Genomic DNA, 21,955 nt, shown 5'->3' with positions numbered 1-21,955 from the left:
CCCGTGTCCTCTCCCCTGTGTTTCAACGTTTTCCTGCACCCACGCGCTCACAATGCCCCGGGCGAACCTGACTGCCTGGCGCGTTTGTTGCGCCAGTCCCGCACCGCGATTCCGCTCCCGCTCGCCAGGAGTACCAGCAGCAGGCCCGCGCCCACCACGTACATCGCGACCCGGCGCTCCTGTTCCGCTTCCGTCTCGCCCATCGTCACCGCCATGGGGATCACGTCGGTCGTGCCCGCGGGCGCCGGTGGGTCCTCCTGCGGGCGGGTGCCCGGGGTGGCGTCGTCCGAGAGGGCGGCTACCGGGTCGACCACGCCCCAGCCCAGGTAGCGGTTCGGGCCGAGGCCGGGGCGTTGGGCGGATTCCTGGATGCGGGTGGCGATCTGGGCGGCCGTCCACTTCGGGTGCTTCTCCTTCAGCAGCGCCGCCACGCCCGCCACATACGGGGCGGCGAAGCTCGTGCCGTCGGCCGTGCACTGGCCGCCCTTGGGGACGGTCGAGACCATGCCCACGCCGGGCGCCGCGATGTCGACGAAGTCGCCGGCCTGCGAGAAGGAGGCCCGTTCGTTGTTGCGGTCGGACGCCGCCACCGCCAGGACACCGGGGTACGACGCCGGGTAGGTGTCGGCGGACTTGCCGTCGGCGCCGTCGTTCCCGGATGCCGCGACGATCAGGACGCCGGCGTCCACCGCGTTCTTCACCGTGGCGCGCAGCGGACCGTTGTCCTTCTTGTTCGCCGTGTCGGACGAGATGTTGATGATCTTCGCACCCTTGGCGACCGCGTCGCGGATCGCGGCGGACATCGTCCCGGAGTCGCCCTGCTCCTCCTCCCCGCCCGTGTAGCGGAGAGACAGGATCTTGGCCTTCGGGGCGATGCCCGCGAAGCCGGTGCCCGGGAACGGCCGGGCCGCGATGATGCCCGCGACCCGGGTGCCGTGGCCCTCGATGTCGTCGGTGCCGTCCTTCGACTTGCCGACGTAGTCCTTGCCGCCCGGGGCCATCGCGCCGCGCAGCTGCGGGTTGGAGTCGTCGACGCCGGTGTCGATCACGGCGACCGTGACGCCCTCGCCCGTGGCCTGCTCCCGCAGTTGGCGCAGGAGTACGCGCTGGAGCGACCACGGCGTGGACCTTATGGTCTTGCCGCCGAACGTGCACTCGGAGCTGGAGGTCAGTCCGAAGGACGGCTTGTCGGCGTCCGCGAGACGGGTGGGGGCCGGAGGGGCCGTGGCCGCTGCCGGTGGGGCGGTCGTGAGACACACCCCCGCGATCGCGAGCACGCCACAGGCCCGCTGCAGTGCGCGGGTTCCACTCGTGCGCCTACGCGGACGGGGTGTCAGGACCCCCATGTTCAGGCTCCCCAGGCTTTCTCGCTCCGGTCCGGAAGGCCGGAGCTCTGGTCTTGTCGCAGAAGTGGGTCGGCCCAGCGGACGCCGTGGCGTCGGCCGGGCCGCCCCAACTCGTCTTGCCTCGGAGCGGATCAGCCCCAGGTGTTGGCGTTGCTCTTCTCGGTGGCCTGGTAGTTCTCCGCCGAGTTCTGCAGCGCCGCGGCGATCTTCATCAGCGTCGCGTGCAGGTTGGCCGCCGTCTTGTCCCAGTCGCGCTGCTTGCGCTGGTAACCCTCCTGCGCCTCACCCTCCCAGGTGGAGGCGACACGACGGACAGCCGCCTCGACGTCGTCGAGCTGCTGCTTGATACGGCCGGCGGTGTTCTTGACGTCCGTGGACGCGTTGGTGATGGTGGCGTAATTGACGAGAATCGACATCGTCGCTCCCTTTCAGGAAGAAGTCGTGGCGGGTCGGGGAGAGTTGCTCAGCCGAAGTCGGACATGATCTTGCTGACTTCAGCGTTCTGCTGCTCTTCCGACGCGGTGTAGTTGCTCCGCGTGGAGTCCACGGCTTCCTTGATGTCGTTGAGGATGTCGCTCATCCTCTTGGCATCCTCGTTCCACCGGTTCTGGAGCTCGTGGTACGACTTGGCCGCCTGGCCCTGCCAGCCCCCCGCGATCTGGCTGATCACGCCGTCGAGACGGCGGATCTCGCCCTGGATCTGACCATTCACGGTGGCGATCTGGCCCGAGAGCCTGGTCAGCTCATCTTCTGTTACCCGAAACTGCCCGGCCATGGTGAACCTTCCCCCATGTCGTTGATGGTCCGGGAAGCCTGTACCACTCCCCGGATAAGCGTCATATCAGTGAGCGCTGCAAACACTCTATCGCCCGTCCGTCACACATCCACATGTGGCGGTTATCAGTTACAGAGTTCACACACACGCGCGACGGCCCTGTGATCGACAACACCAAGTGCCGCCCTGATTATGCCCGTTGGGGTCACTGACTCTGCGGCTGCTTGGCGCTGCCGGTGTCCAGCATCGGCCCCTTCGGAATGAACTCGGCGTACGGCTGGGGCACGGCGGTGGGACTGACCTTCTCGTATCCCAGACGCGTGCGCGCCTTGTCCGTCTCGCTCGCCCCGTCCTCCGACGAGGACGAGGCGCCGGTGCCGGTGCCGGTCTTGTCGGCCGCGCTGTCGTTGCTCGACGGCAGCGAATAGCGCAGCCCCGTGTCGGTCAGCAGATACGTCGCGCCACCGCCCTCCGCCGCACCCGCGACCTCCTGGAAGAGCAGACCGGAGCCCGAGGAGACGTACGCGTTCAGCGAGTCGGCGATGACCTTCTTGGGGTACGCGGCGCCCGCCCAGGCGGCGAGCTTCGGCTTCGCGTCCGCTCCGATGCTTCCGCTGAAGACGCTGCACGAGGTGGTACGGGCCGCCTCGGTCGCCGTCGCCGCCGGGTTGGCCTGCCGCGGGACATCGTGCGGCCAGCCCTTGTCGTCGTAGAAGGCTTCGCTGATGCCGCCGTTGGCGCCGATGATGGCCGAGGTCTCGGCCTTGATGGCGGCGACCTGTTCGTCCCCGTACGCCTTCGAGGCGGACGGCGAGTCCATGAGAAGGGCGGCGACGAACGGCGAGATCAACGCGATCCGGTCCTTGAGCACGACGTAGTACTGGTGCCCCTGCGCTTCCTCCGCCTTGAGCACCCGGCCGACCGTCGTGGCCTCGGCGGGAAGCTGCTGGAGCGTGGTGCGCTCCCCGATGCCCTCCACCGTGGGGAAGGAGATCTCGCCGCCGGGGTTGAGAGTCCTCACCCACTCCGTGCTCACCGGCTGCGGCTTGGCCGTCGACCCCACGACGGAGGCGCGCAGCTGCTGCATCTCCGTGTCGTTGAGACCCGCCGAGCCGCCCAGGACGAAGGCGTTGCCCTTGCCGTCGACGAGGTACTCCGCCCTGGTCCTGGTGTCGACGACGTACAGCGCCTCGCGCGCGTCGACCTTCCCCGTGCCGCCGACCGACTTGGCGTCCTCCTCGTCGAGGACGAAGACCGCGCGGTCGATGGCGGTGTTCGACCCCGGGGCCGGCTGCTCGCAGACCGCCCAGGTCTTCGCCTGCTCGGCGTCCTCCTTGGTGGGCAGCCGGTCGGGGGCGTACGGGATGCCGAGCGTCGCGCCGTGCGGGATGCCGCTCTTGTCGATCTCCTTGCCCGGCACCTCGATGACGCTGCCCTTGCCCTTGTCCAGGAGGAGCTTGGCGGAGGCGTAGTTCAGGACGGGGTGCAGCGTCGGGACCTGCTTGCCGTTCGCCGCCTTGTCCTTGACGACCACGTAGCGCGTGGTGGAGTCGCTGTCGACGATGATGTGCTCGTAGGGGGTGTCCCAGCCCTTGGGCGCCGACGGCTTGATGACACCCCAGGCGATGAAGCCGATCACCAGGACGACACCCACCGCCAAGCTGGGCATCACCGTACGGATGGGACGCGGCGCGCCCTCGTCGGAGCCACCGGGCGAAGGTGCCAGGAACGCTGCGACGGTGCGCTTGCGAGCGAACGTATAGGCGGCGAGCTCATCCCGACGCGTTGCCATGGTCCTGGCTCTCCCGTTTGGTCGTGCGTGAAGGCTACTTGAGCCGAACAGGCCACCTACTATGCACTGCGCCGCACGACCGTGATCCACCAGGTGCGCGGTCCCCGCCGCATCTTCACAGCCCTGTGCCATGTTCGTAGCCCGGCACCTGTGTCGCCCCGTGTTCATCAACGGGTACCGTGACCACTCGCACGACTGACGTGGGCAATTGTGGCCCCTGGCCCCGTCGCCGCGTTCCGCGAGACGGATCCGCACCGACGAGGGCCACCACTTCGCGAAAGGGATCTCCCGGGGGATGAGCAGCGCTACGAGCACTCGGCGCGGACGCCGCGCACAGCAGCAACCGGGCCGTGGCCGCAGAGCCGCCCCGGCCCCGGCGGCCACCGGCACCCTGGCGGCGCCGCGCACGCTGCCCCACCCCGGCGGCCTGGGACCGCTGCGGCTGCAGCAGCTCATCCTGGTCGAACTCGCGGCCGCCGTGATGCTGGCCGCCTGGGTCACCTCCGAGCGCTGGCTGCTGGCCCCGGCGGGCGCCGTGGCCGCGCTGCTGCTGCTCCTGGCGATCCTGCGCCGGCACCACCGTCCGCTGCCCGAGTGGTACGAGACGACGCGCGCCCTCAAGCGCCGCCGCCGCGAGGCCCAGCTGCCCGTCCCGCCCGGTACGGACCCGCTGCTGGCCCCGACGGTGGAGTGCGACCCGGCCCTGCGGACGTACACCTTCGTCTCCCGTGACGACCGTTCGATCGGCATGATCGGCGACGGGTCCTTCCTGACCGCCGTGCTCTTCGTGCAGCCGGGCGACGAGCCGCTGCGGCCCGGGTTCGCCGGCCGCCAACTGCCGCTCCAGCTCGTCCAGGACGCCCTGGAGGTCGACGGCATCAGGCTCGCCTCCGCGCAGGTCGTGCAACACACCCAGCCGGCCCCCGCGCCGCACCTGCCCCAGCAGTCCGTCGCCGCCCGGTCGTACGGGCCTCTCCAGGCCCAGGCCGGTTCTCCCGCGCTGCGGCTCACCTGGGTCGCCCTCAAGCTCGACCCGGAACTGTGCCCCGAGGCGGTGGAGGCGCGCGGCGACGGCGTCCCCGGCGCCCAGCGCGCGCTGCTGCGCGTCGCGGACCAGCTGGCGAGCCGACTGGCCGGAGCCGGCTTCCGGGCGACCATCCTGGACGAGAACGAACTCGTACAGGCGCTCGCGACGTCGAGCTGCCTCAACCCCCGGGCCAACGCCCAGCGCGGCCAGGACGGGCGGCCGGCCCAGCGGCGTACGGTCGAGTCGGTGCGCAGCTGGCGGGTCGACGACCGGTGGCACTCCACGTACTGGATCTCCCGCTGGCCGCAGTTGGGCGACAGTGGTGTCGCACTGCCGCGCCTCATCACGCAGTTCACCTCGCTGCCCGTCCTCGCGACGACGTTCAGCATGACCTTGAGCAAGGCGGGCAACCGCGGGATCTCCGTCACCGGACACGTGCGCATCACCGGCCGGGGCGAGAACGAACTGGACCAGGTCCGCCGGGACTTGGAGCGTGCCGCGAGCGCGTCCAAGGTCGGCCTCGTGCGCCTCGACCGGGAACAGGTCCCCGGAGCACTCGCCACCCTGCCGCTCGGAGGTACCTCCTGATGTCCTACCCCGCACCGACCATGAGCCAGGGGCAGCGCGGCCAGGAACCCGCCCGCACCCCCGCGCACGTCGCCTCGCCGACCGACACCGGTCTCATCCCGATCGTCCGGCCACAGACGCCCCAGCAGCAACGGCGCATCTTCAGCCCCGGGTTCGGGCTGCGCGGCCCGCGCCGCAACCGCCATGTCGTCACCGCCGAGGAGATCGCGGCGATCAGCATGCCGATCGGCGACGACGGCGTCGTCATCGGCACCGACACGCAGTCGCAGCCGGCGGTGCTCGGCCTGGCCCGGCCCACCCCCTTCGACGTGGTCGTGGTGGGCGGTCTGTGGATCGCCCAGGTACTGGCGCTGCGCTCGGCCGCGACGGGGGCCCGCGTGGCCGTCGAGACCGGTCGTCCGCAGGCCTGGCAGCAGCTCGCGCAGGCGGCGGGCGGCGGCCAGCAGTGCATGACCGTCTATCCGGTGGGCCGGGTGCCCGCCCAGGGGCCCTCGGTGTCCAGCCCGGTGGTGCTGATCCGCGACTGCGGTGTGCGTCCGCCGCGCGGCCGGGTGACGTCGCTGCCGTGGCAGGCGGTGGTGACGGTGCTGCCGTTCGTCGGGGAGCACGCCCCGCGCTGGCTGGCGCAGGCGCAGTTGGTCGGGATCCAGCGCATTTCGCCCCAGGAGACCGAGGTCGTACGGGAGACGCTCGGCATCCCCGCGGAGCACCTCGAGATGCTGCCGACACTGTCCGACAACGTCGCCCTGTGGTGCACGCGCAAGCATCGCAAGTACGTCATGACCGAGCCCACGGACGCGGAGACGGGTCTGCTCGGCATGGCCCGCCGCCTGGACTGAGGGCACGCGCCGGGCGTCGTGGACGGGCGTGGAACGGGCGGGGCGCCGGGGGAACAACGGAGCGGGTCCGCACGCAAGGGCGCTTTTCCGTACCGTGGGGCGAAAGATTAGTCTTCTGGTGATGCGGTGAACGTCGCAGCCGCGTAGGACGCGCCACCCATCCGCACGACCGCGACGACGCATTCAGCAGCAGTGGCTGACCAGGAGGCAACGCAGTGAACAGGGATCGGTCCGAGTACGACGGCGGCGGCCAGTCCTCGGACGGGGACGACCGCGAGCTGGATCTCACCGGCGAGTTCGAAATCGTCTACGAGCCTCCTGCCTGGTACGACCAGAGCACGCGGGGTGGCTCCGCGCAGGGTGGCCAGGGCAGCGCCGGACCCGCGTCCGCGCCGCCGCCGACCGGGCCGCCGCTCGGTCAGGGCGGCCCCGCCCAGCCGGGACCGCCCGCCCCGCAGGCCCCCGCCCCGGCGCAGCCGTTCGCGCAGGGCGCGCCGCAGCCGGACCCGTACGGCGCGGGCGGCTACGGCTTCCCGCAGCAGCCGGGGCCCGGCGCGCCCCAGCAGGCCGGTGGTTACGGGTACCCGCAGCAGGCCGCCCCGGGCGGGTACGGATACCCCCAGCAGCCCGCGCACCAGCAGCCCACTCCGGCCGCCCCGCAGCAGCCCGCCCCCGTGGCCCCGCAGCAGCAGCCGACGCCCCAGCAGCCGGCGCCCGGCGCCCCGGAGTCCGGCCAGGACGCCTCCGGTGGTTACGGCTACCCGCAGCAGCAGGCGCCGGCTCCCCAGGCCCCGGCCCCGGCGGCCGTTCCCGCTCCCGGTTTCCCCGTACTGCGTCCGGTCGGCGAGGCCGCGCAGGACGACGCGCCCCAGGCCGCGGCCCCCGAGGCGGGCGTACCCGAGCAGGAGCAGCAGGCGGAACCCGCCCAGCAGATCCCCGAGCCCAACTACGCCGCCGCCGATGCCGAGGCCGCAGCGCTCTTCGGCAGCCCGGACGACGACGAGGAAGTCGCGGAGGAGCCGGGCGGCGAGGCCGCGACGGGCGAGTCCGAGGCCCAGCACGACGGCGAGGCAGCCGCCGCCCCGGTGGACGCCGACGGTGAAGGCGACAACGGCGAGACCGCGGACGAGCCCGCCGCAGCGCCGGCGTCGGCACCCGCCCAGCCCCAGCCGGCGGCGCAGGTTCAGCCGCAGGGCGCCCAGGAGCTGCCTCCGCTGCCGCAGGGCTACCAGCCCGCCGCGCAGCCGGTCCAGGGCGCCCCGCAGCAGACGGACCAGCAGGCGGCAGCGGCCGCGCACGCGGCGGGATACGGCTACCCCCAGCAGCCGGCCCAGGGCGTGCCGCAGCAGGCGGGACACCCGGACCAGCAGGCCGCCGCGGCAGCCGGGTACGGCTACCCGCAGCCCTTCCCCCAGCAGCCCCAGCCGCAGCACCAGGCCCCGCCGCAGGGCACGTTCGGCGCGGCCCAGCCGCTGCCCCAGCAGCAGCCCGTCCCGCAGCAGCACCCCGGGTACCCCGCGCAGGGCGGACAGCCCGCGCCCGGCTACCCGCAGCAGCCCCACCCGCAGGCGCCGCAAGCCCCCCAGCCGCAGCCTCAGCCCGTACAGCAGCCGCACCCGCAGCAGCCGCACCCGCAGGCCGCGCAGCCGCAGCCCGTCCACGCGCAGCCTCCGCAGCAGCCGCAGCCCGGCTACACCTACCCGCCGCAGCAGGCGGGTTACGGCTACCCGCAGGCGGGGCAGCCCGTACCCCCGCAGCAACAGCAGCCGCCGGCCCAGCAGCCCCAGTACCAGCAGCACCCGCAGCAGCAGGCGCCCCAGCAGCAGTCCCCCGCCGCGTACGGCTCCCAGGGCTGGACCGCCCCGGCGGGACCGCAGGCCGGCGCCCCGCAGCAGCAGGCCGCGCCCGGCACCCCGCTCGGCTACAACGCCGCCGTCGAGCTCTCCTCTGACCGGCTGCTGCGCAACCAGCCCAAGGCCCGTAAGAACAACTCCGGCCCGTCCCGCTTCAAGCTCGGCGCGAAGAAGGAAGAGGAGGAGCGGCAGCGCAAGCTGGCGCTGATCCGTACGCCGGTGATGTCCTGCTACCGGATCGCGGTGATCAGCCTCAAGGGCGGCGTCGGCAAGACCACGACGACCATGTCGCTCGGTGCCACGCTCGCATCCGAGCGTCAGGACAAGATCCTCGCGATCGACGCGAACCCGGACGCCGGCACCCTCGGCCGGCGCGTACGGCGCGAGACCGGCGCCACCATCCGCGACCTGGTGCAGGCGATTCCGCAGCTGAACAGCTACATGGACATCCGCCGCTTCACCTCGCAGGCGCCGTCCGGTCTTGAGATCATCGCCAACGACGTGGACCCGGCGGTCTCCACCACCTTCAACGACCAGGACTACCGCAGCGCGCTCGAGGTCCTGGGCCGGCAGTACCCGATCATCCTCACCGACTCGGGCACCGGCCTGCTCTACAGCGCGATGCGGGGGGTGCTGGACCTCGCCGACCAGCTGATCATCATCTCGACGCCGTCCGTCGACGGCGCCAGCAGCGCCTCGACGACGCTGGACTGGCTCTCCGCGAACGGCTTCGCCGACCTCGTGCAGCGCTCGCTCACCGTGATCTCCGGGGTCCGCGAGACGGGCAAGATGATCAAGGTGGACGACATCGTCGCGCACTTCGAGACCCGCTGCCGCGGCGTCGTCGTGGTGCCCTTCGACGAGCACCTGGCGGCCGGCGCCGAGGTCGACCTGAACATGATGCGGCCCAAGACCCGCGAAGCGTACTTCCACCTCTCGGCCCTCGTGGCCGAGGACATCGCCCGCACCCAGCAGGGCCAGGGCTTCGCCCCGCAGCAGCAGGGCCCCCAGCCTCACCAGATCCCGCAGCAGCAGCCCCCGCAGGGTTACGCGCCCCAGCAGCATCCCGGCGCCGCGCCCCCGCCCGGGCAGGGCTGGCAGCAGCCCGGACAGCAGCAGCCTCCGCAGGGGCAGGGCTGGCAGCAGCAGCCACCGGCCCCGCCGCAGAACCCGCAACAGCCCGGCCCCGGCTGGACCCAGTAGCACCGGGGGGCCGTCCCTCGTACGGGTGAGTTACTACAAGATGCTTGTGCGCAAGGCCCGTTGTGTCGGCCTAAGATGCCCGAACGACGTCCTGCCCGATGCCGAAAGGGAGTTTCACCATGGGGAGCGCACAGGAGAAGGAAGAGCTGTACGCCCTCGACATCTCCGGCGTCGAGTGGCACAGCGCGCCCGGCACGAGCGAGCACGAGGAGCGGGTGGAGATCGCGTACCTGCCCGAGGGGGCCGTCGCGATGAGGTCGTCCGTGGATCCGGAGACGGTCCTGCGGTACACCGAGGCCGAATGGCGGGCGTTCGTGCTCGGAGCGCGCGACGGTGAGTTCGACCTGACGTGACCTGACCTGACCTCGTCCGAGGGCCCGGGTCGTGACAGCGCTTCGCCCCGCCGGACGGGATCCGGCGGGGCGAAGTCGTGTCGGAAGCGCGCCGAAGGTGTCAGCGGCGGGTTCTGCCGACCAGGTGGGCGAGGCCCCAGGCCGCCGCAGCGGCGACCACGAGGCCGAGCAGGCTGATCGGCCAGCTGTCGCCCCCGTTGCCCCACCAGGCCTTGGCCGGGATCAGGGCGTCGGCCTGCATCATGTTCCGGAAGGCGAACCATCCGGCGTCCATGGTCACGAACACCACGGCGTTCGTGAAACCGAAGAAGGCGCCGAGCACGGCCACGACGGCGCCGCCGATGTGGGCGCCGGTCCGCCGGTGGCCCACCAGACCGACCAGCGCGCCGACGGCGGCTCCGTTGACAAGCGCGTGGAGCACGTACAGGACGTAGACGGTGTTCTCGGACTGGTCCTGGTACGTGGCGTAGACGATGCCGCTGTACACCAGCGAGACGACGACCGAGGCGAGGAACCCGAGGAAGAACGCGCCCACCGGGTTGCCCGACCTCCGCTGCGGCCCGTACGGCCCCTGCTGCGGATAGGCCGGCTGCGGCGGGAACGGTCCCGGCGCCGCCGGCGGCGGGGCCCCGAACCCCTGCGGGGGCCCAGGCGGCTGCTGGGGTACGGGTGGCTGGTGGCCCGGGTTGTACTGGGGCTGCCAGGGCTGGCTCATGAAGGGGTCCCCCGAGAAGCAGAAGCAGAAGCTGCCCAAATTACCAAACCGCACCGCCCGGGCCGCGGGACGATCCGAGTCTCCGCCAGACCCTCACCAGGCAGGCGTCAGGGGTGTAGACCAATGAGGGCGGCAAGGACCCCCGCGACACGCTCTCGTTGCCGTCGGGCCGGGTATTCCCGCAGTACACACGGGGTTTTTGACATCGTTGACTCGGCCGGACCAGCGCTGGTAGACCTTCGCTCACGAGCTGGACATCAGTGATCAACACGCCTTCTCCGTGCGAGTGATGACGCGAGGTCAAAGTCCTATGGACACCACCACAGTTCCGCGCACTGCCCGTCCCTCCCCCCGAGCCCTCACCCTGCTCGCCGTCGGCGCCACCGCCCTGGCCCTGACCGCCGCGGCCGCGACCCCGCTGAATCCCGCACCGCGGCAGGCGCGGGCGGACGGGCAGCGGACGCTGACCGTCGCGGTCTCGCAGAGTGTCGACTCCCTCAGCCCGTTCCTGGCCCAGCGGCTGGTCTCCACCACCGTCCACCGGCTGATCTACGAGAACCTGACGAACTACGACGCCAAGGACAACCACGCGATCCCGGGCCTCGCCACCAAGTGGGAGCCGTCCCCGGACAAGCTGACGTGGACGTACACCATCCGCGAGAACTCCACGTGGTCCGACGGCAAACAGGCCACCGCCGAGGACGCCGCCTGGACGTTCAACACGATGATGACCGACGAGGGCGCGGCCACCGCCAACGGCAGCTTCGTCGCCAACTTCAAGAAGGTCACCGCCCCCAGCCCGACGAAGCTGGTCATCGAGCTGAAGAAGCCGCAGGCGACCATGGCCGCCCTCGATGTGCCGATACTGCCCAGGCACGAGTGGGAGAAGGTCGGCGACTACGCGAGGTTCAACAACGACAAGAAGTTCCCGATCGTCGGCAACGGGCCCTTCATCCTCACCGACTACAAGGTCGACCAGTACGTGAAGTTCAAGCCGAACCAGAAGTTCTGGCGCGGCGCCCCGAAGTTCGACGAACTGGTCCTCAAGTACTACAAGGACGGTGACGCGGCCGTCGCCGCCCTGCAGAAGGGCGAGGTGTCCTTCGCGTCCAACCTCACCCCCGCCCAGGCCGCGTCCCTCGCCAAGGCCAAGAACATCAAGGTGAACGACGCCCCCGGCCGCCGCTTCTACGCGCTCGCCACCAACCCGGGCGCCAGGTCCAAGGACGGCAAGAAGTTCGGCGACGGGCATCCCGCGCTGCTGAACCCCAAGGTGCGCCAGGCCCTCTTCGCCGCCACCGACCGCAAGACGATCATCGACAAGGTGTTCCAGGGCCACGCGGTCGAAGGGCAGGGCTACATCCCGCCGCGCTTCTCGGCGTACCACTGGAAGCCGGACGCCGATCAGCGGATCGCGTACGACCCGGCCAGGGCGGCCGCGCTCCTCGACGAGGCGGGCTACAAGAAGAACAAGGCGGGCAAGCGCGTCGGCAAGGACGGCAGGCCGCTCGACTTCCGCATCCTGTGCCACGCCACGGACCCGAACGACAAGGCCATCGGCAAGTACATGCAGGAGTGGTGGGGAGAGCTCGGCATCGGGCTGAAGGTCGACTGCCTGGACAACGTCTCCGACCCCTGGCTGGCCGGCGAGTACGACCTGGCCTTCGACGGCTGGTCCGTCAACCCCGATCCCGACTTCGTCCTCTCCATTCACACGTGCGCGGCGCTGCCGTCCACGCCCAAGGACACCGGCGCGACGGACAACTTCATCTGCGACAAGAAGTTCGACGAGCTCTACGCGCAGCAGACGGCGGAGTACGACCAGGCCAAGCGGGCCGATCTGGTCAAGCAGATGCAGTCGCGGCTTTACGACACCGGATACATGAATGTCATGGCGTATCCGAACGCGGTCGAGGCGTACCGTACCGACCAGATCAGGGCGATCACGACAATGCCCGAGTCCGGCGGCAACCTCTGGGGTCAGGACGGCTACTGGAGCTGGTGGTCCGCCGTGCCCGCCGAGGTCGACGACACCTCCGGCGGAAGCGGCTCCTCCACCGGCCTCGTGATCGGCATCGTCACGACCGTCGTCCTCGCCGCCGGGCTCGTGGTCTTCGTCGCCACGCGCCGCCGCTCCACCGCGGAAGACCGTGAGTAGTACATGAGCACTACAAGCTCCACCCCCCTCGTGGAGGGCGCGGCCGACGGCCCGGTCCCGGTGAAGACCGGGCCGTCCGGCCCCCGCGCCCGCTCCGCCCGTGCCTATCTGACGTACGTCGCCGGGAAGCTCGGCGGCGCGGCCGTCTCGCTCTTCGCCGTACTCGTCACCAGCTTCTTCCTCTTCCGGATCATTCCTGGCGACCCGGTGCGCACCATGACGCACGGCCGCCAGGTGTCCGCCGAGCAACTGGCCTCGCTGCGGCGCCAGTTCGGCCTCGACCTGCCGGTGTGGCAGCAGTTCACGGAGTACTGCGCCAAGGCGCTGAGCGGGGATCTCGGCACCTCGTACCAGTTCCACGCGCCGGTCGGCGAGCTGATCGCGGAGAAGCTGCCCGCGACGCTGCTGCTGACCGGCGTCGCCGTCGTCATCTACTCCGTGCTCGGCCTGTGGCTCGGCACGCGCTCCGCGTGGCGCCACGGCCGGCTGGGCGACAAGGTCAACACCGGCGTGGCCCTCACCCTGTGGTCCGTGCCGTCGTTCTGGCTGGGGCTGCTGCTGATCATCACCTTCTCGGTGGGCATCGGCCCGATCCCCGGCATGTTCCCCACCGGCGGCATGGAGACGGGCGGCGAGACCGGCTTCGGGTACGTCGCCGACGTGGCGCACCACATGGTGCTGCCGGTCGTCACCCTGGTCGCGGTCGGGTACGCGCAGACGCTGCTGGTCATGCGGGCCTCACTGCTGGACGAGATGGGCAGCGACTACCTGACGACGGCGCGCGCGAAGGGGCTGCGCGACGACCTGGTGCGCCGTCACCACGCCGTGCCTAACGCCCTGCTGCCGACCGTCACCATGGTGTTCATCAACCTCGGCCATGTGGCGGCCGGCTCGATCCTCGTCGAGACGGTCTTCTCCTGGCCGGGGCTCGGCGGCCTCTTCTACCAGGCGCTGAGCGTGCCGGACCTGCCGCTCGTACAGGGGCTGTTCGTGGTCTTCGCCGGAGCGATGATCCTGATGAACCTCCTCGCCGACCTGCTCTATCCGCTGCTCGATCCCCGGGTGGGCCGATGACTGTGCCTTCGACTGCCGCTCAGACCGCCTCCTCCCTGGCCTGGGCCCGCCGCCGCGGTTCCGTGGCCCGGTTCTGGCGCGCGTACCGCACACACCGGGCGGGCCTCTTCGGACTCGGCGCCCTGGCCGTGATCGCCCTGGTGGCGCTGGCCGCGCCGCTGCTCGTCGGCAGCGACGTACAGAGTGTGACGAACGCGCCCGGGGCGGCGCTGGAGTCGCCGAGCGGCGCGTTCCCCCTCGGCACCGACCAGTTCGGCCGCTCGCTGCTCGGCCTGCTGATCTGGGGCGCGCGGATCTCCCTGACGGTCGGGCTGATGGCGGCGGCGCTGTCGGTCGCCATCGGTACGCTCGTGGGCATCCTCGCGGGACACTTCGGCGGCTGGTTCTCGACCGTGACGATGCGGATCACGGACTGGTTCCTGGTGATGCCGACGCTGGTGCTCGCGATCGTGCTGGCCACGGTGATGTCGCGCAGCGTGTGGACGGTGATCCTGGCGATCGGCGTCACGAGCTGGCCGACGACGGCCCGTCTCGTGCGGGCGCAGACGCTGGCCGTCGAGTCCCGTCCGTACATCGAACGGGCGACGGCGCTCGGCGGCGGCCACGGGCACATCATGAGCCGCCACGTCCTGCCGAACGTCATGCCGCTGGTCCTCGCCCAGACGACGCTCGGCATCTCCAACGCCATCCTGACCGAGGCGACGCTGGCCTTCCTCGGTCTGGGCGACCCGGACGTCGTCTCCTGGGGCGGCATGCTCCAGGACGCGCGGGAGGCGGGCGCGGTCTCGTCGGGGCACTGGTGGTACCTCGCGCCGCCCGGCATCGCCATCGCGGCCGTCGCGCTGGCGTTCACGCTGTGCGGGCGCGCGGTGGAGTCCGTCCTGAATCCCAAGCTGGGGGTGTCGACCCGATGAGCACACAGGGCCCGTTGCTGGAGATCAGGGATCTGCACGTGACGTACGGCGCCGGGACGCGCGCCGTGCGCGGGGTGGACCTGACGTTGTCCGCCGGCCAGAAGCTGGGCATCGCGGGCGAGTCCGGCTGCGGCAAGTCGACACTGGCGCTGGCGCTGCTGCGGCTGCTGCCGGCGTCGGCGAGGCTGAGCGGGGAGATCCTCCTCGACGGCGAGGACGTGCTCACCATGAAGTGGGGGCGGCTGCGCGCCGTACGGTGGGCTGGGGCCTCGATCGTCTTCCAGGGCGCCATGCACTCGCTGAACGCCGTGCACCGCGTCGGGGAGCAGATCGCGGAACCGGTGCTGCTGCACAGCGGGGCGACGGCGGCGGCCGCGCGGCGGCGGGCCGGTGATCTGCTGGAGCAGGTGGGGTTGCCGGCGGGGCGGGCCGACGCGTATCCGCACGAGCTGTCGGGCGGACAGCGGCAGCGCGTGATGATCGCGATGGCGCTGGCGTGCGATCCGCGGCTGATCGTCGCGGACGAGCCGACGACGGCGCTGGACGTGATGATCCAGGCGCAGATCCTGCGGCTGATCGAGCAGTTGGTCGCCGACCAGGACATCAGCCTGCTGATGATCAGCCACGATCTGTCGGTGCTGGCCGACACGTGCGACCGGCTCGCGGTGATGTACGCCGGGAGGGTCGTCGAGGAGGGCCCGGCGGACGAGGTCTTCACAGACGCGCGGCATCCGTACGGCCTGGCCCTGTCGGCGGCGTTCCCCCGCATCGGCGACGCGGCGTCGCGGCGGGCCCCGCGCGGCCTGCCGGGCGACCCCCCGGACCCGTCGGCGCTTCCGCCCGGCTGCACGTTCCATCCGCGCTGCCCGGTCGCCCTGGAGGAGTGCGGTACGCAGGACCAGGCGTTGCGGGAGGCGGGGGTGGGGCGCCGGGCGGCGTGCGTACGGGTGGGAGCGGCGGTCCCGTCCCCGTCCCCGGTCCCACCGGCGTGAACACCCGGCGTGGCGGGGGCCGTGGCGCTGCGCGGGGCTTTCCCCCGCCCCTTCCCGGACCGGGGCACGCCCCGGGCCCCGGACGCCCTGGCGTGTCCTCGAACGCCGGACGGGCTGGGCATGCCCGCTCAGCGGGGCAGGCCGCCCGCACGGGTGCGTCAGCCGTGCTCGGCGCGCCGCAGCCCTCCAGCCGGGCGCGACCCCCATCCGGCCAGGCCCGCCTCCCACCCACGGCGCGCCACCGGCCGGAGCGCACTGCCCGCCCGCCGGGCGCTTCCCCTCCGGCGCTCGAAAGGCCGGGCCCGGGGCAGCGTCCCGGTTCGGGAACGGGCGGGTAGGGGAAGGGCTCCGCGCAGCGGCCCCGCCCGGACCGCAGCCTGATGTCCCAAGACCGCAGCTCGTACTCGCCCCACCCACCGCCCCGGAGCCAGACATGCGTACCACTGTCAGCCCTCTCCTCTCCGCCGCCGGACTGCACGTCGCCTTTCCCGGGCGGCGCGGCGCGGCGACCGCGCGGGCCGTCGACGGTGTCGACCTCGACATCCGCCCCGGCGAGATCGTCGCCCTCGTCGGCGAGTCCGGCTGCGGCAAGACGACGCTCGCCCGCTCCCTGCTCGGCCTGGTGGCGCCCACCTCGGGCCACGTCACCTTCGCCGGCGCGCCCCTCGACTACGGCTCGCGCTCCCTCAAGGCTTACCGCAAACGCGTCCAGCTCGTGCTCCAGGACCCGAGCGGCTCGCTCAATCCGCGCCACACCGTGTACGACGCGGTGGCGGAGGGGCTGCGGATCCACGGCTACGCCGGTGACGAACGCGACGCGGTCGCGGGGGCGCTGTCCCGCGCCGGGCTCCGTCCCCCCGAGCGGTTCTTCCTGCGCTACCCCCACGAGCTCTCCGGCGGCCAGCGCCAGCGCGTCGTCATCGCCGGCGCGCTGGTCCTGGAGCCCGAACTGATCGTCGCCGACGAGCCGGTGGCCTCACTGGACGCGTCCGTACGGGGCGAGATCCTGGCCCTGCTCCTGTCGCTGCGCGACGAACTCGGGCTCTCCGCCCTGGTGGTGACCCATGACCTCGGTCTCGCCTGGAACATCGCGGACCGCGTCGCGGTGATGTACCTGGGCCGGATCGTCGAGACGGGCCCGGCGGAGCAGGTACTGACGGACCCTCAGCACCCCTACACGCGCGCCCTGTTGTCCGTGCTCCCGGAGTCCGGTGAGGCGCCGGTCGTCCTCACGGGCGAGCCCCCGGACCCGTCCCGCGTACCGGACGGCTGCCGCTTCCACGCCCGCTGCCAGGTGCTCGCGTCCGGTGAGGCCGAGCGTGCGGGCGTCGCCATCGACTGCCGTACGACGCTCCTGCCGGTCCTGACCGGCGGCGACGAGGCGCAGGTCGCCTGCCACTGGGCGGCGGCCCGCGTCGCCGGAACGGAGACCGCCGGCGCGCTCGAACCGTAGGACGGGCGCGGGGACGGCAATCCCCGCGGCGCTCGCCGGTACAGCGGGGCTCGGGGTCAGCGCGGCGCTCGGGGTTACCGCGCCGCCGGCCCCTCGGCACTCGCCCGGACCTCGTACGCCTCGATCAGCTCGCTCGACCGCTTCACGTCCGCCCCGATCGCTTCCAGCAGCGCCTCGATCGAGTCGAACTTCTCCTGCCCGCGCACGTACGCGAGGAAGTCGACAGCGACGTGCAGCCCGTACAGGTCGAGGCCGACCCGGTCGATGGCGTACGCCTCCACCGTCCGCTCCGTGCCGTCGAACTGCGGGTTCGTGCCGACCGAGATCGCGGCGGGCATCCGCTCGTCCGCCACGGTCAGCCAGCCCGCGTACACGCCGTCGGCGGGGATCGCGGTGTGCGGCAGCGTCTCGACGTTCGCCGTCGGGTAGCCGAGCTCACGGCCGCGCTGCGCCCCGCGCACCACGACGCCCTCGACACGGTGCGGCCGGCCGAGGATCTCCGCCGCGCCCTCGACGTCGCCCTCGGCGACGAGCCGCCGGGTCAGCGTGGAGGAGAACGGCTCGCCGCCGCCCGCCTCGCCCCGCACGTACAGGTCGACGACCTCGACCTCGTAGTCGTACGTCTGCCCCAGTTCGGACAGGAACGCCACGTTGCCGGCCGCCCGGTGCCCGAAACGGAAGTTGGGGCCCTCGATGACCGCCCGTGCGTGCAGCTTGTCAACCAGCACCTTGACGATGAAGTCGGCCGGCGAGAGCTTCGAGAACTCCTGGGTGAACGGCAGGATCAACAGCGCGTCCACGCCCAGCTCCGCCATCAGTTCGGCCCGGCGGTGGTGCGGGGCGAGCAGCGGGGGGTGGCTGCCGGGGCGCACGACCTCGCTGGGGTGCGGATCGAACGTGACGACGACCGACGGCACGCCCAGCTCACGGGCGCGCTCGACCGCCCGCCCGATGATCAGCTGGTGCCCGCGGTGCACGCCGTCGTAGGAGCCGATGGTGACGACGCTGCGTCCCCAGTCCTGGGGGATGTCCTCCAAGCCACGCCAGCGCTGCACTGTGACCGCTCTCCTCGTCCGCACTCGAACCTGATTACGCAGGTCTAAGACTGCCATGCCCACGGGGTGCGGCTCGCATCGGCATCGCGGAGGCCAGGCTCCCGACCGCGCGGCGGGCGCCCGGCCCCACCACGGCCGCCCATTCGTGCGGTGCGGCGGCCAGCCAGCCGGCGACGAGCGCGCCGAAACCGGGGACCTCGCGGGCGAGCCCGACGAGCAGCCGGTCGAAGCAGGCGGCCCCCTGCGGCGTCCGGGCGAGGAGCATCCCGGTGCGGTGGACGAGGTCCCTGGTGCGGGCCTCGTCCCTGCGCCGCGCGCCGGTTCCGGCGGCCAGCAGCACCGCCTCCAGGACGCCGACGTCCCGCGCCCCGCACTCGCCGTCCCGCACCTCCCGCCCGTACCGCTGCTCGCAGTCCAGGAGTACGTCGAGCAGTTCGCCCCGCAGCGCCCGCGAGGCGCGGGTGCCGGGGGCGGCGAGCACGGGGGCGAGGGCGCGCCGTACCTGGCGGGGCTGGTCCCGCAGCAGACCGGTGACCAGCGGCCGCAGGGCCGCGCGGGCCTCGGGGCCGTGCTCCAGGCACCGGTCGACGTACGCGGCGGCGTGCGCGGCCCCCTCGGGGTGCCGGACGACGTACGCGCGGACGAGCTCGGCGGCGCGGGGGGCGAGCGCGGGCGCACGGACGTCGGCGAGTGCGCGCAGCACCTCGGCCGCGTCTTCGCCTCCGTCCGCGAGGCGCGCCAGGAAGGCGGCGAGGACGGGTGCGGGGTCGGTGGTGAGCGCGGCGGCGAGGGCGGTGGCGGGCAGCTGTGAGCCGTCGCGCGCGAACGCCGCCAGAGCCCGGGGCAGGTAGCGCGACCTCGTCTCCGGGTCGCGTACGAGCAGGCCCAGGGCGGGTCCGTGGAGGGAGGTGTCCCCGGGCCGGGTGAGCAGCGCGAGCGCGGCGTGGCGCAGCAGCTCGCGGTCGGCGCGGGTGGTGAGGTGCGGCGCGGTGGCGAGCCCGTACGCGGCGGCGGTGGCCGGGCGGCCCGGCCGCGTGTCGTCGTGCGACCAGCGGTCGACGGCCCGGCAGAGCGCGGACGGCTCCTCCTCGGCGAGCGCGGCGAGCAGTTCGCCGGCGCGGGGGTGCGCGCTGTCGGCCAGGGCCTCGGTCAGGTCGTCGACGGCGAGCGCGCGGCGGGCGTAGAGGAGCGCCTGGGCGGTGTCGGCGACGGTGGGGCGCACGTCGGCGTCGGCGTCGACGGGCAGCCGCCGTTCGTCGTCGAACCACTGGCAGAGAAGGGGCTGCACGGTCCGTGGCGCGGCCTCCAGGCGACGTGCCACGGCGTCGAGGTACCGGCCCTGCGGCAGTACGGTCCCGCTCGCCCGGCGCGGCGGCCCGTCGGCGGGCACCAGCCGCCGCAGCAGATCCAGGCGCTGCTCCTCCGGGACGCGCAGCCGCTCCCAGAACGCGGGCCCGAACTCCCCCGGCGTTCCCGGCTCCCCGGCCCGGTCGAGCCAGTGCGGTGCGTCGCCCCGGACCGACCACCGGGTGATGCCGTCGGCCAGGACGCGCAGCACGCCCAGGCACCCGGTCGCGTCGCCCAGCCGCGACAGCACCTCTGCCAGCAGCCGGCACGCCCACCAGGAGCCCCCGCCGTGTGCGTCGTCACCGTCTTCGGCTCCCGCGGGGGCGCCCCCGGCGGTGGCGTCCGGGACCCCGGGAGCCGCTTCTCCCCCGCCCCACGGCCCCCGAGGGGCCGGCACGGCGGGCACCGAGGAGTCCCGGGGCGGGCCACCGGCCGCGACGGCGGGGTGGGCTGCGGGCGCCTCTTCCAGCGCGTGGACCAGATCCATCAGCCTCCGCGCCAGGGCGGGCGGGCCGTGCACCCGGTGCAGGAGCAGCAGGGACTCGACCACCGGCCCGACGCGGTGGCGCTCCAGCTCCAGGAGGAAGGGATGAACCGCCGGAGGTGGGCCGGGCTCGGCGGTCGTGCCCAGCACCGTGCCCAGGACCGCGTCGATGTCCAGGTGCTGCCCCTGGAGCCAGTCCGCGAGCGCCGCTTGGGCGAACCGGTAGCCGTCCCCGGCCGGCACCAGGAGGCCCTCCGTCAGCACCGCCGACGCCCAGCCGGCGCGCGGCGGGAAGATCTCCTCGAACGACGCGCGGTCCAGTCCGCCGCCCCCCGGCCCGAGACACCGTCGCGCCGCCTCGTGCACCTGCCCGGCGACCTTCGCGGCGAGCCGCCGCACCGCCGTGCCCCGCACAGCGGGCCGCCGCGCCGCCGCGAGCCGTCCCGCGACGCGCAGGCACACCAGGTCCAGGTACGCCGCGTACACGTCCTCGCGCGAGGGCCGGCCCGGCGCCTCGCCCTCCAGCGCCTCCCGCACCTGCGCGAGCAGCCGCAGCGTCAGCGGGTGCCGGGCGTCGGCGGGGTCCGCGAGCGTCCCGTCCGGGATGCCGTACCGCTCGCGCGCGGCGGCCGCCCGCGCCTCGCTCAGGTTCCCGGTCCGTACGGCCCCGGGCAGCCCCGGGAACGGCCGCGCCGGCCGGTGCGCCACGCCCCCGGGGAACAGCGCACCGGCTGTCTGCCAGTACTCGGCCCGGCACGCCACCACCAGCCGCGCCCCGGTCTCCCGCAGCCAACCCGCGGTCCCCGCCGTCCAGTCGGGCAGCCGGTGCAGCAGCGCGGGCGGCATGTCCTCCGGATCGTCCAGCAGTACGAACAGCGGCCGCCCTCCCGCGTGGGCCGCCCGCGCCACCCGCTCCGGCGTGGCCGCTCCGGCGCCGGGGCCGCACTCCCCCGACGCGGCGACGGCCCGCTCCGCCTCCCGCAGCGCCCGCCCCACCGCGTCCGCGACCGACGCGTCCCCGGCCCGCAGGCCGGCGCCGCGCAGCCGGAGCGTCGGAGCGGGCTCGGGGCCCCGGGCACGCCGCGCGGCCAGCGCGGCGAGTTCCGTCGTACGACCGGTCCCCGGGTCCCCGACCAGGGCGAGCACCAGGGCGTCGGCGGACGCCGAGAAGGCGGCGAACTCCCGTGTCAGGTAAGGGCGTTCCACCGGGTCCGGCCCGTCGGCCGGAGCCGGCCCGCTCGGCGCGGCGGCCGTCAGCCGTACCGCTCCCGCGAGATTGACGTCGGGCCCGTACGCCGGCACCGTCGCGGCGTTGCGCCGCAGCAGCTCCGCCAGGGGGCCGTCCGGCCGGGTCGCCGCCGCCGTCCGCAGGGGTACGGCGAATCCCGCGGCCCGCCGCTCCGCGCACAGGGCCGTGCCGAGGACGGCCAGTACCGCTCCCGTCCCGGCGTCCAGGACCGGCCCGCCCGCCGCCGGGCCGCCGAGCCGCAGCGCGTCGCTGCCTGCCGTGCCCATCGCCAACTCGACGGCATCGTCGATGAGGTGGAAGCGGTCGATCGCCGTATAGGTGACCGGTACCTGCCTGAGGACGCGCGCCTCGCGCCAGCCCCCGGCCGCCAGCCGCACGTACAGGCCCGTCTCGATCTCCTCCCGCACCGCGACGGGCACCGGGGGTACGCCGAGCCCCTCGGTCCGTACGAGCGCCAGACCCGTCTCCGGCAGCGGGACGATCGCCTCGGCCTCGGCCAGGCAGGTCCGCTCCCCGGGCGCGTGCAGGACGACCCGGCTCAGGCCGTCGACGGCTTCGTGGCTGGTGACGACGGTGCCCAGGTCGTCGGCGACGAACCCGGTCCCGCGCGGGCGACCGGCCAGGTCGCAGATCCGCACCAGCGTGACCGGCGCGGGCGCGGGCAGCGGCGTCTCCCGTACCGCCATCGCCGAACCTCCCGCCGTGCCCCGTGCACCCGACGTTAGGCCGACGGTGATC

At 73.0% G+C, this 21,955-nt stretch carries 16 protein-coding genes; 9 read left to right on the top strand and 7 right to left on the bottom strand.

The window, feature by feature from the left end; all coding sequences use genetic code 11:
- Nucleotides 1-47: 47 nt before the first annotated feature.
- The 4 genes from mycP to eccB all read right to left on the bottom strand — a co-directional run bounded on the left by mycP (nucleotide 48) and on the right by eccB (nucleotide 3,913).
- Nucleotides 48-1,259, bottom strand: coding sequence for a type VII secretion-associated serine protease mycosin (gene mycP / locus IE185_RS08755; protein WP_229843397.1), 1,212 nt, complete (start codon nucleotides 1,257-1,259; stop codon nucleotides 48-50).
- A 218-nt stretch (nucleotides 1,260-1,477) separates the two neighbouring features.
- The gene (locus IE185_RS08750; protein ID WP_138898206.1) at nucleotides 1,478-1,762 is read right to left on the bottom strand and encodes a WXG100 family type VII secretion target; all 285 of its coding nucleotides are present in this window, start codon (nucleotides 1,760-1,762) and stop codon (nucleotides 1,478-1,480) included.
- 47 nt (nucleotides 1,763-1,809) lie between these two features.
- Nucleotides 1,810-2,121, bottom strand: a complete 312-nt coding sequence (locus IE185_RS08745; RefSeq protein ID WP_138898205.1) for a WXG100 family type VII secretion target — start codon at nucleotides 2,119-2,121, stop codon at nucleotides 1,810-1,812.
- 205 nt (nucleotides 2,122-2,326) lie between these two features.
- Entirely contained in the window at nucleotides 2,327-3,913 is a 1,587-nt protein-coding gene (gene eccB / locus IE185_RS08740) for a type VII secretion protein EccB (protein WP_138898204.1), read from the bottom strand.
- 295 nt (nucleotides 3,914-4,208) lie between these two features.
- Here eccB and eccE point away from each other — a divergent pair, with 295 nt between their 5' ends.
- From eccE to IE185_RS08720, 4 genes are all read left to right on the top strand, one after another.
- A complete protein-coding gene (gene eccE, locus IE185_RS08735) occupies nucleotides 4,209-5,528 on the top strand; it encodes a type VII secretion protein EccE (protein ID WP_138898203.1) in 1,320 nt (439 codons plus the stop codon).
- Complete coding sequence (locus tag IE185_RS08730; protein WP_138898202.1) at nucleotides 5,528-6,367, top strand: hypothetical protein; 840 nt, start codon at nucleotides 5,528-5,530, stop codon at nucleotides 6,365-6,367. Before eccE ends, IE185_RS08730 begins: the two co-directional genes overlap by 1 nt.
- 215 nt (nucleotides 6,368-6,582) lie before the next feature.
- Nucleotides 6,583-9,423 (top strand): SCO5717 family growth-regulating ATPase, encoded by a 2,841-nt coding sequence (locus tag IE185_RS08725; RefSeq protein WP_189714929.1) that lies wholly within the window; start codon nucleotides 6,583-6,585, stop codon nucleotides 9,421-9,423.
- Between the two features lie 119 nt (nucleotides 9,424-9,542).
- Entirely contained in the window at nucleotides 9,543-9,776 is a 234-nt protein-coding gene (locus IE185_RS08720) for a DUF397 domain-containing protein (protein ID WP_138899087.1), read from the top strand.
- A gap of 100 nt (nucleotides 9,777-9,876) precedes the next feature.
- On the opposite strand, the gene IE185_RS08715 is transcribed toward IE185_RS08720, so the two are convergent.
- A complete protein-coding gene (locus IE185_RS08715; protein ID WP_138899086.1) occupies nucleotides 9,877-10,491 on the bottom strand; it encodes a hypothetical protein in 615 nt (204 codons plus the stop codon).
- 310 nt (nucleotides 10,492-10,801) lie between these two features.
- Between IE185_RS08715 and IE185_RS08710 the strand changes: the two genes are divergently transcribed.
- The 5 genes from IE185_RS08710 (at nucleotide 10,802) to IE185_RS08690 (ending at nucleotide 17,082) form a co-directional block, all read left to right on the top strand.
- Entirely contained in the window at nucleotides 10,802-12,649 is a 1,848-nt protein-coding gene (locus IE185_RS08710) for an ABC transporter substrate-binding protein (RefSeq protein ID WP_189714927.1), read from the top strand.
- A gap of 3 nt (nucleotides 12,650-12,652) precedes the next feature.
- Complete coding sequence (locus IE185_RS08705) at nucleotides 12,653-13,723, top strand: ABC transporter permease (protein WP_138898426.1); 1,071 nt, start codon at nucleotides 12,653-12,655, stop codon at nucleotides 13,721-13,723.
- On the top strand, nucleotides 13,720-14,637 hold the full coding sequence (locus IE185_RS08700) for an ABC transporter permease (protein WP_138898425.1): 918 nt from the start codon (nucleotides 13,720-13,722) through the stop codon (nucleotides 14,635-14,637). Before IE185_RS08705 ends, IE185_RS08700 begins: the two co-directional genes overlap by 4 nt.
- Nucleotides 14,634-15,629 (top strand): ABC transporter ATP-binding protein, encoded by a 996-nt coding sequence (locus tag IE185_RS08695; RefSeq protein WP_189714925.1) that lies wholly within the window; start codon nucleotides 14,634-14,636, stop codon nucleotides 15,627-15,629. Before IE185_RS08700 ends, IE185_RS08695 begins: the two co-directional genes overlap by 4 nt.
- 433 nt (nucleotides 15,630-16,062) lie before the next feature.
- Entirely contained in the window at nucleotides 16,063-17,082 is a 1,020-nt protein-coding gene (locus IE185_RS08690) for an ABC transporter ATP-binding protein (protein WP_138908837.1), read from the top strand.
- A 74-nt stretch (nucleotides 17,083-17,156) separates the two neighbouring features.
- On the opposite strand, the gene IE185_RS08685 is transcribed toward IE185_RS08690, so the two are convergent.
- Nucleotides 17,157-18,137 carry a bifunctional riboflavin kinase/FAD synthetase gene (locus IE185_RS08685; RefSeq protein ID WP_138899247.1) on the bottom strand — a complete coding sequence of 327 codons (981 nt, stop codon included), beginning with the start codon at nucleotides 18,135-18,137 and terminating at the stop codon, nucleotides 17,157-17,159.
- Between the two features lie 34 nt (nucleotides 18,138-18,171).
- Nucleotides 18,172-21,903: a S1 family serine peptidase gene (locus IE185_RS08680; protein ID WP_189714923.1), complete on the bottom strand. Its 3,732-nt coding sequence runs from the start codon at nucleotides 21,901-21,903 to the stop codon at nucleotides 18,172-18,174.
- Nucleotides 21,904-21,955: the final 52 nt, after the last annotated feature.

The organism is Streptomyces chryseus, from assembly GCF_014650755.1.
GTDB classification, from domain to species: Bacteria; Actinomycetota; Actinomycetes; order Streptomycetales; family Streptomycetaceae; genus Streptomyces; species Streptomyces chryseus.
The sequence above is the reverse complement of the archived record's forward strand: the minus strand, read 5'-3'. Positions and strand labels throughout refer to the sequence as shown.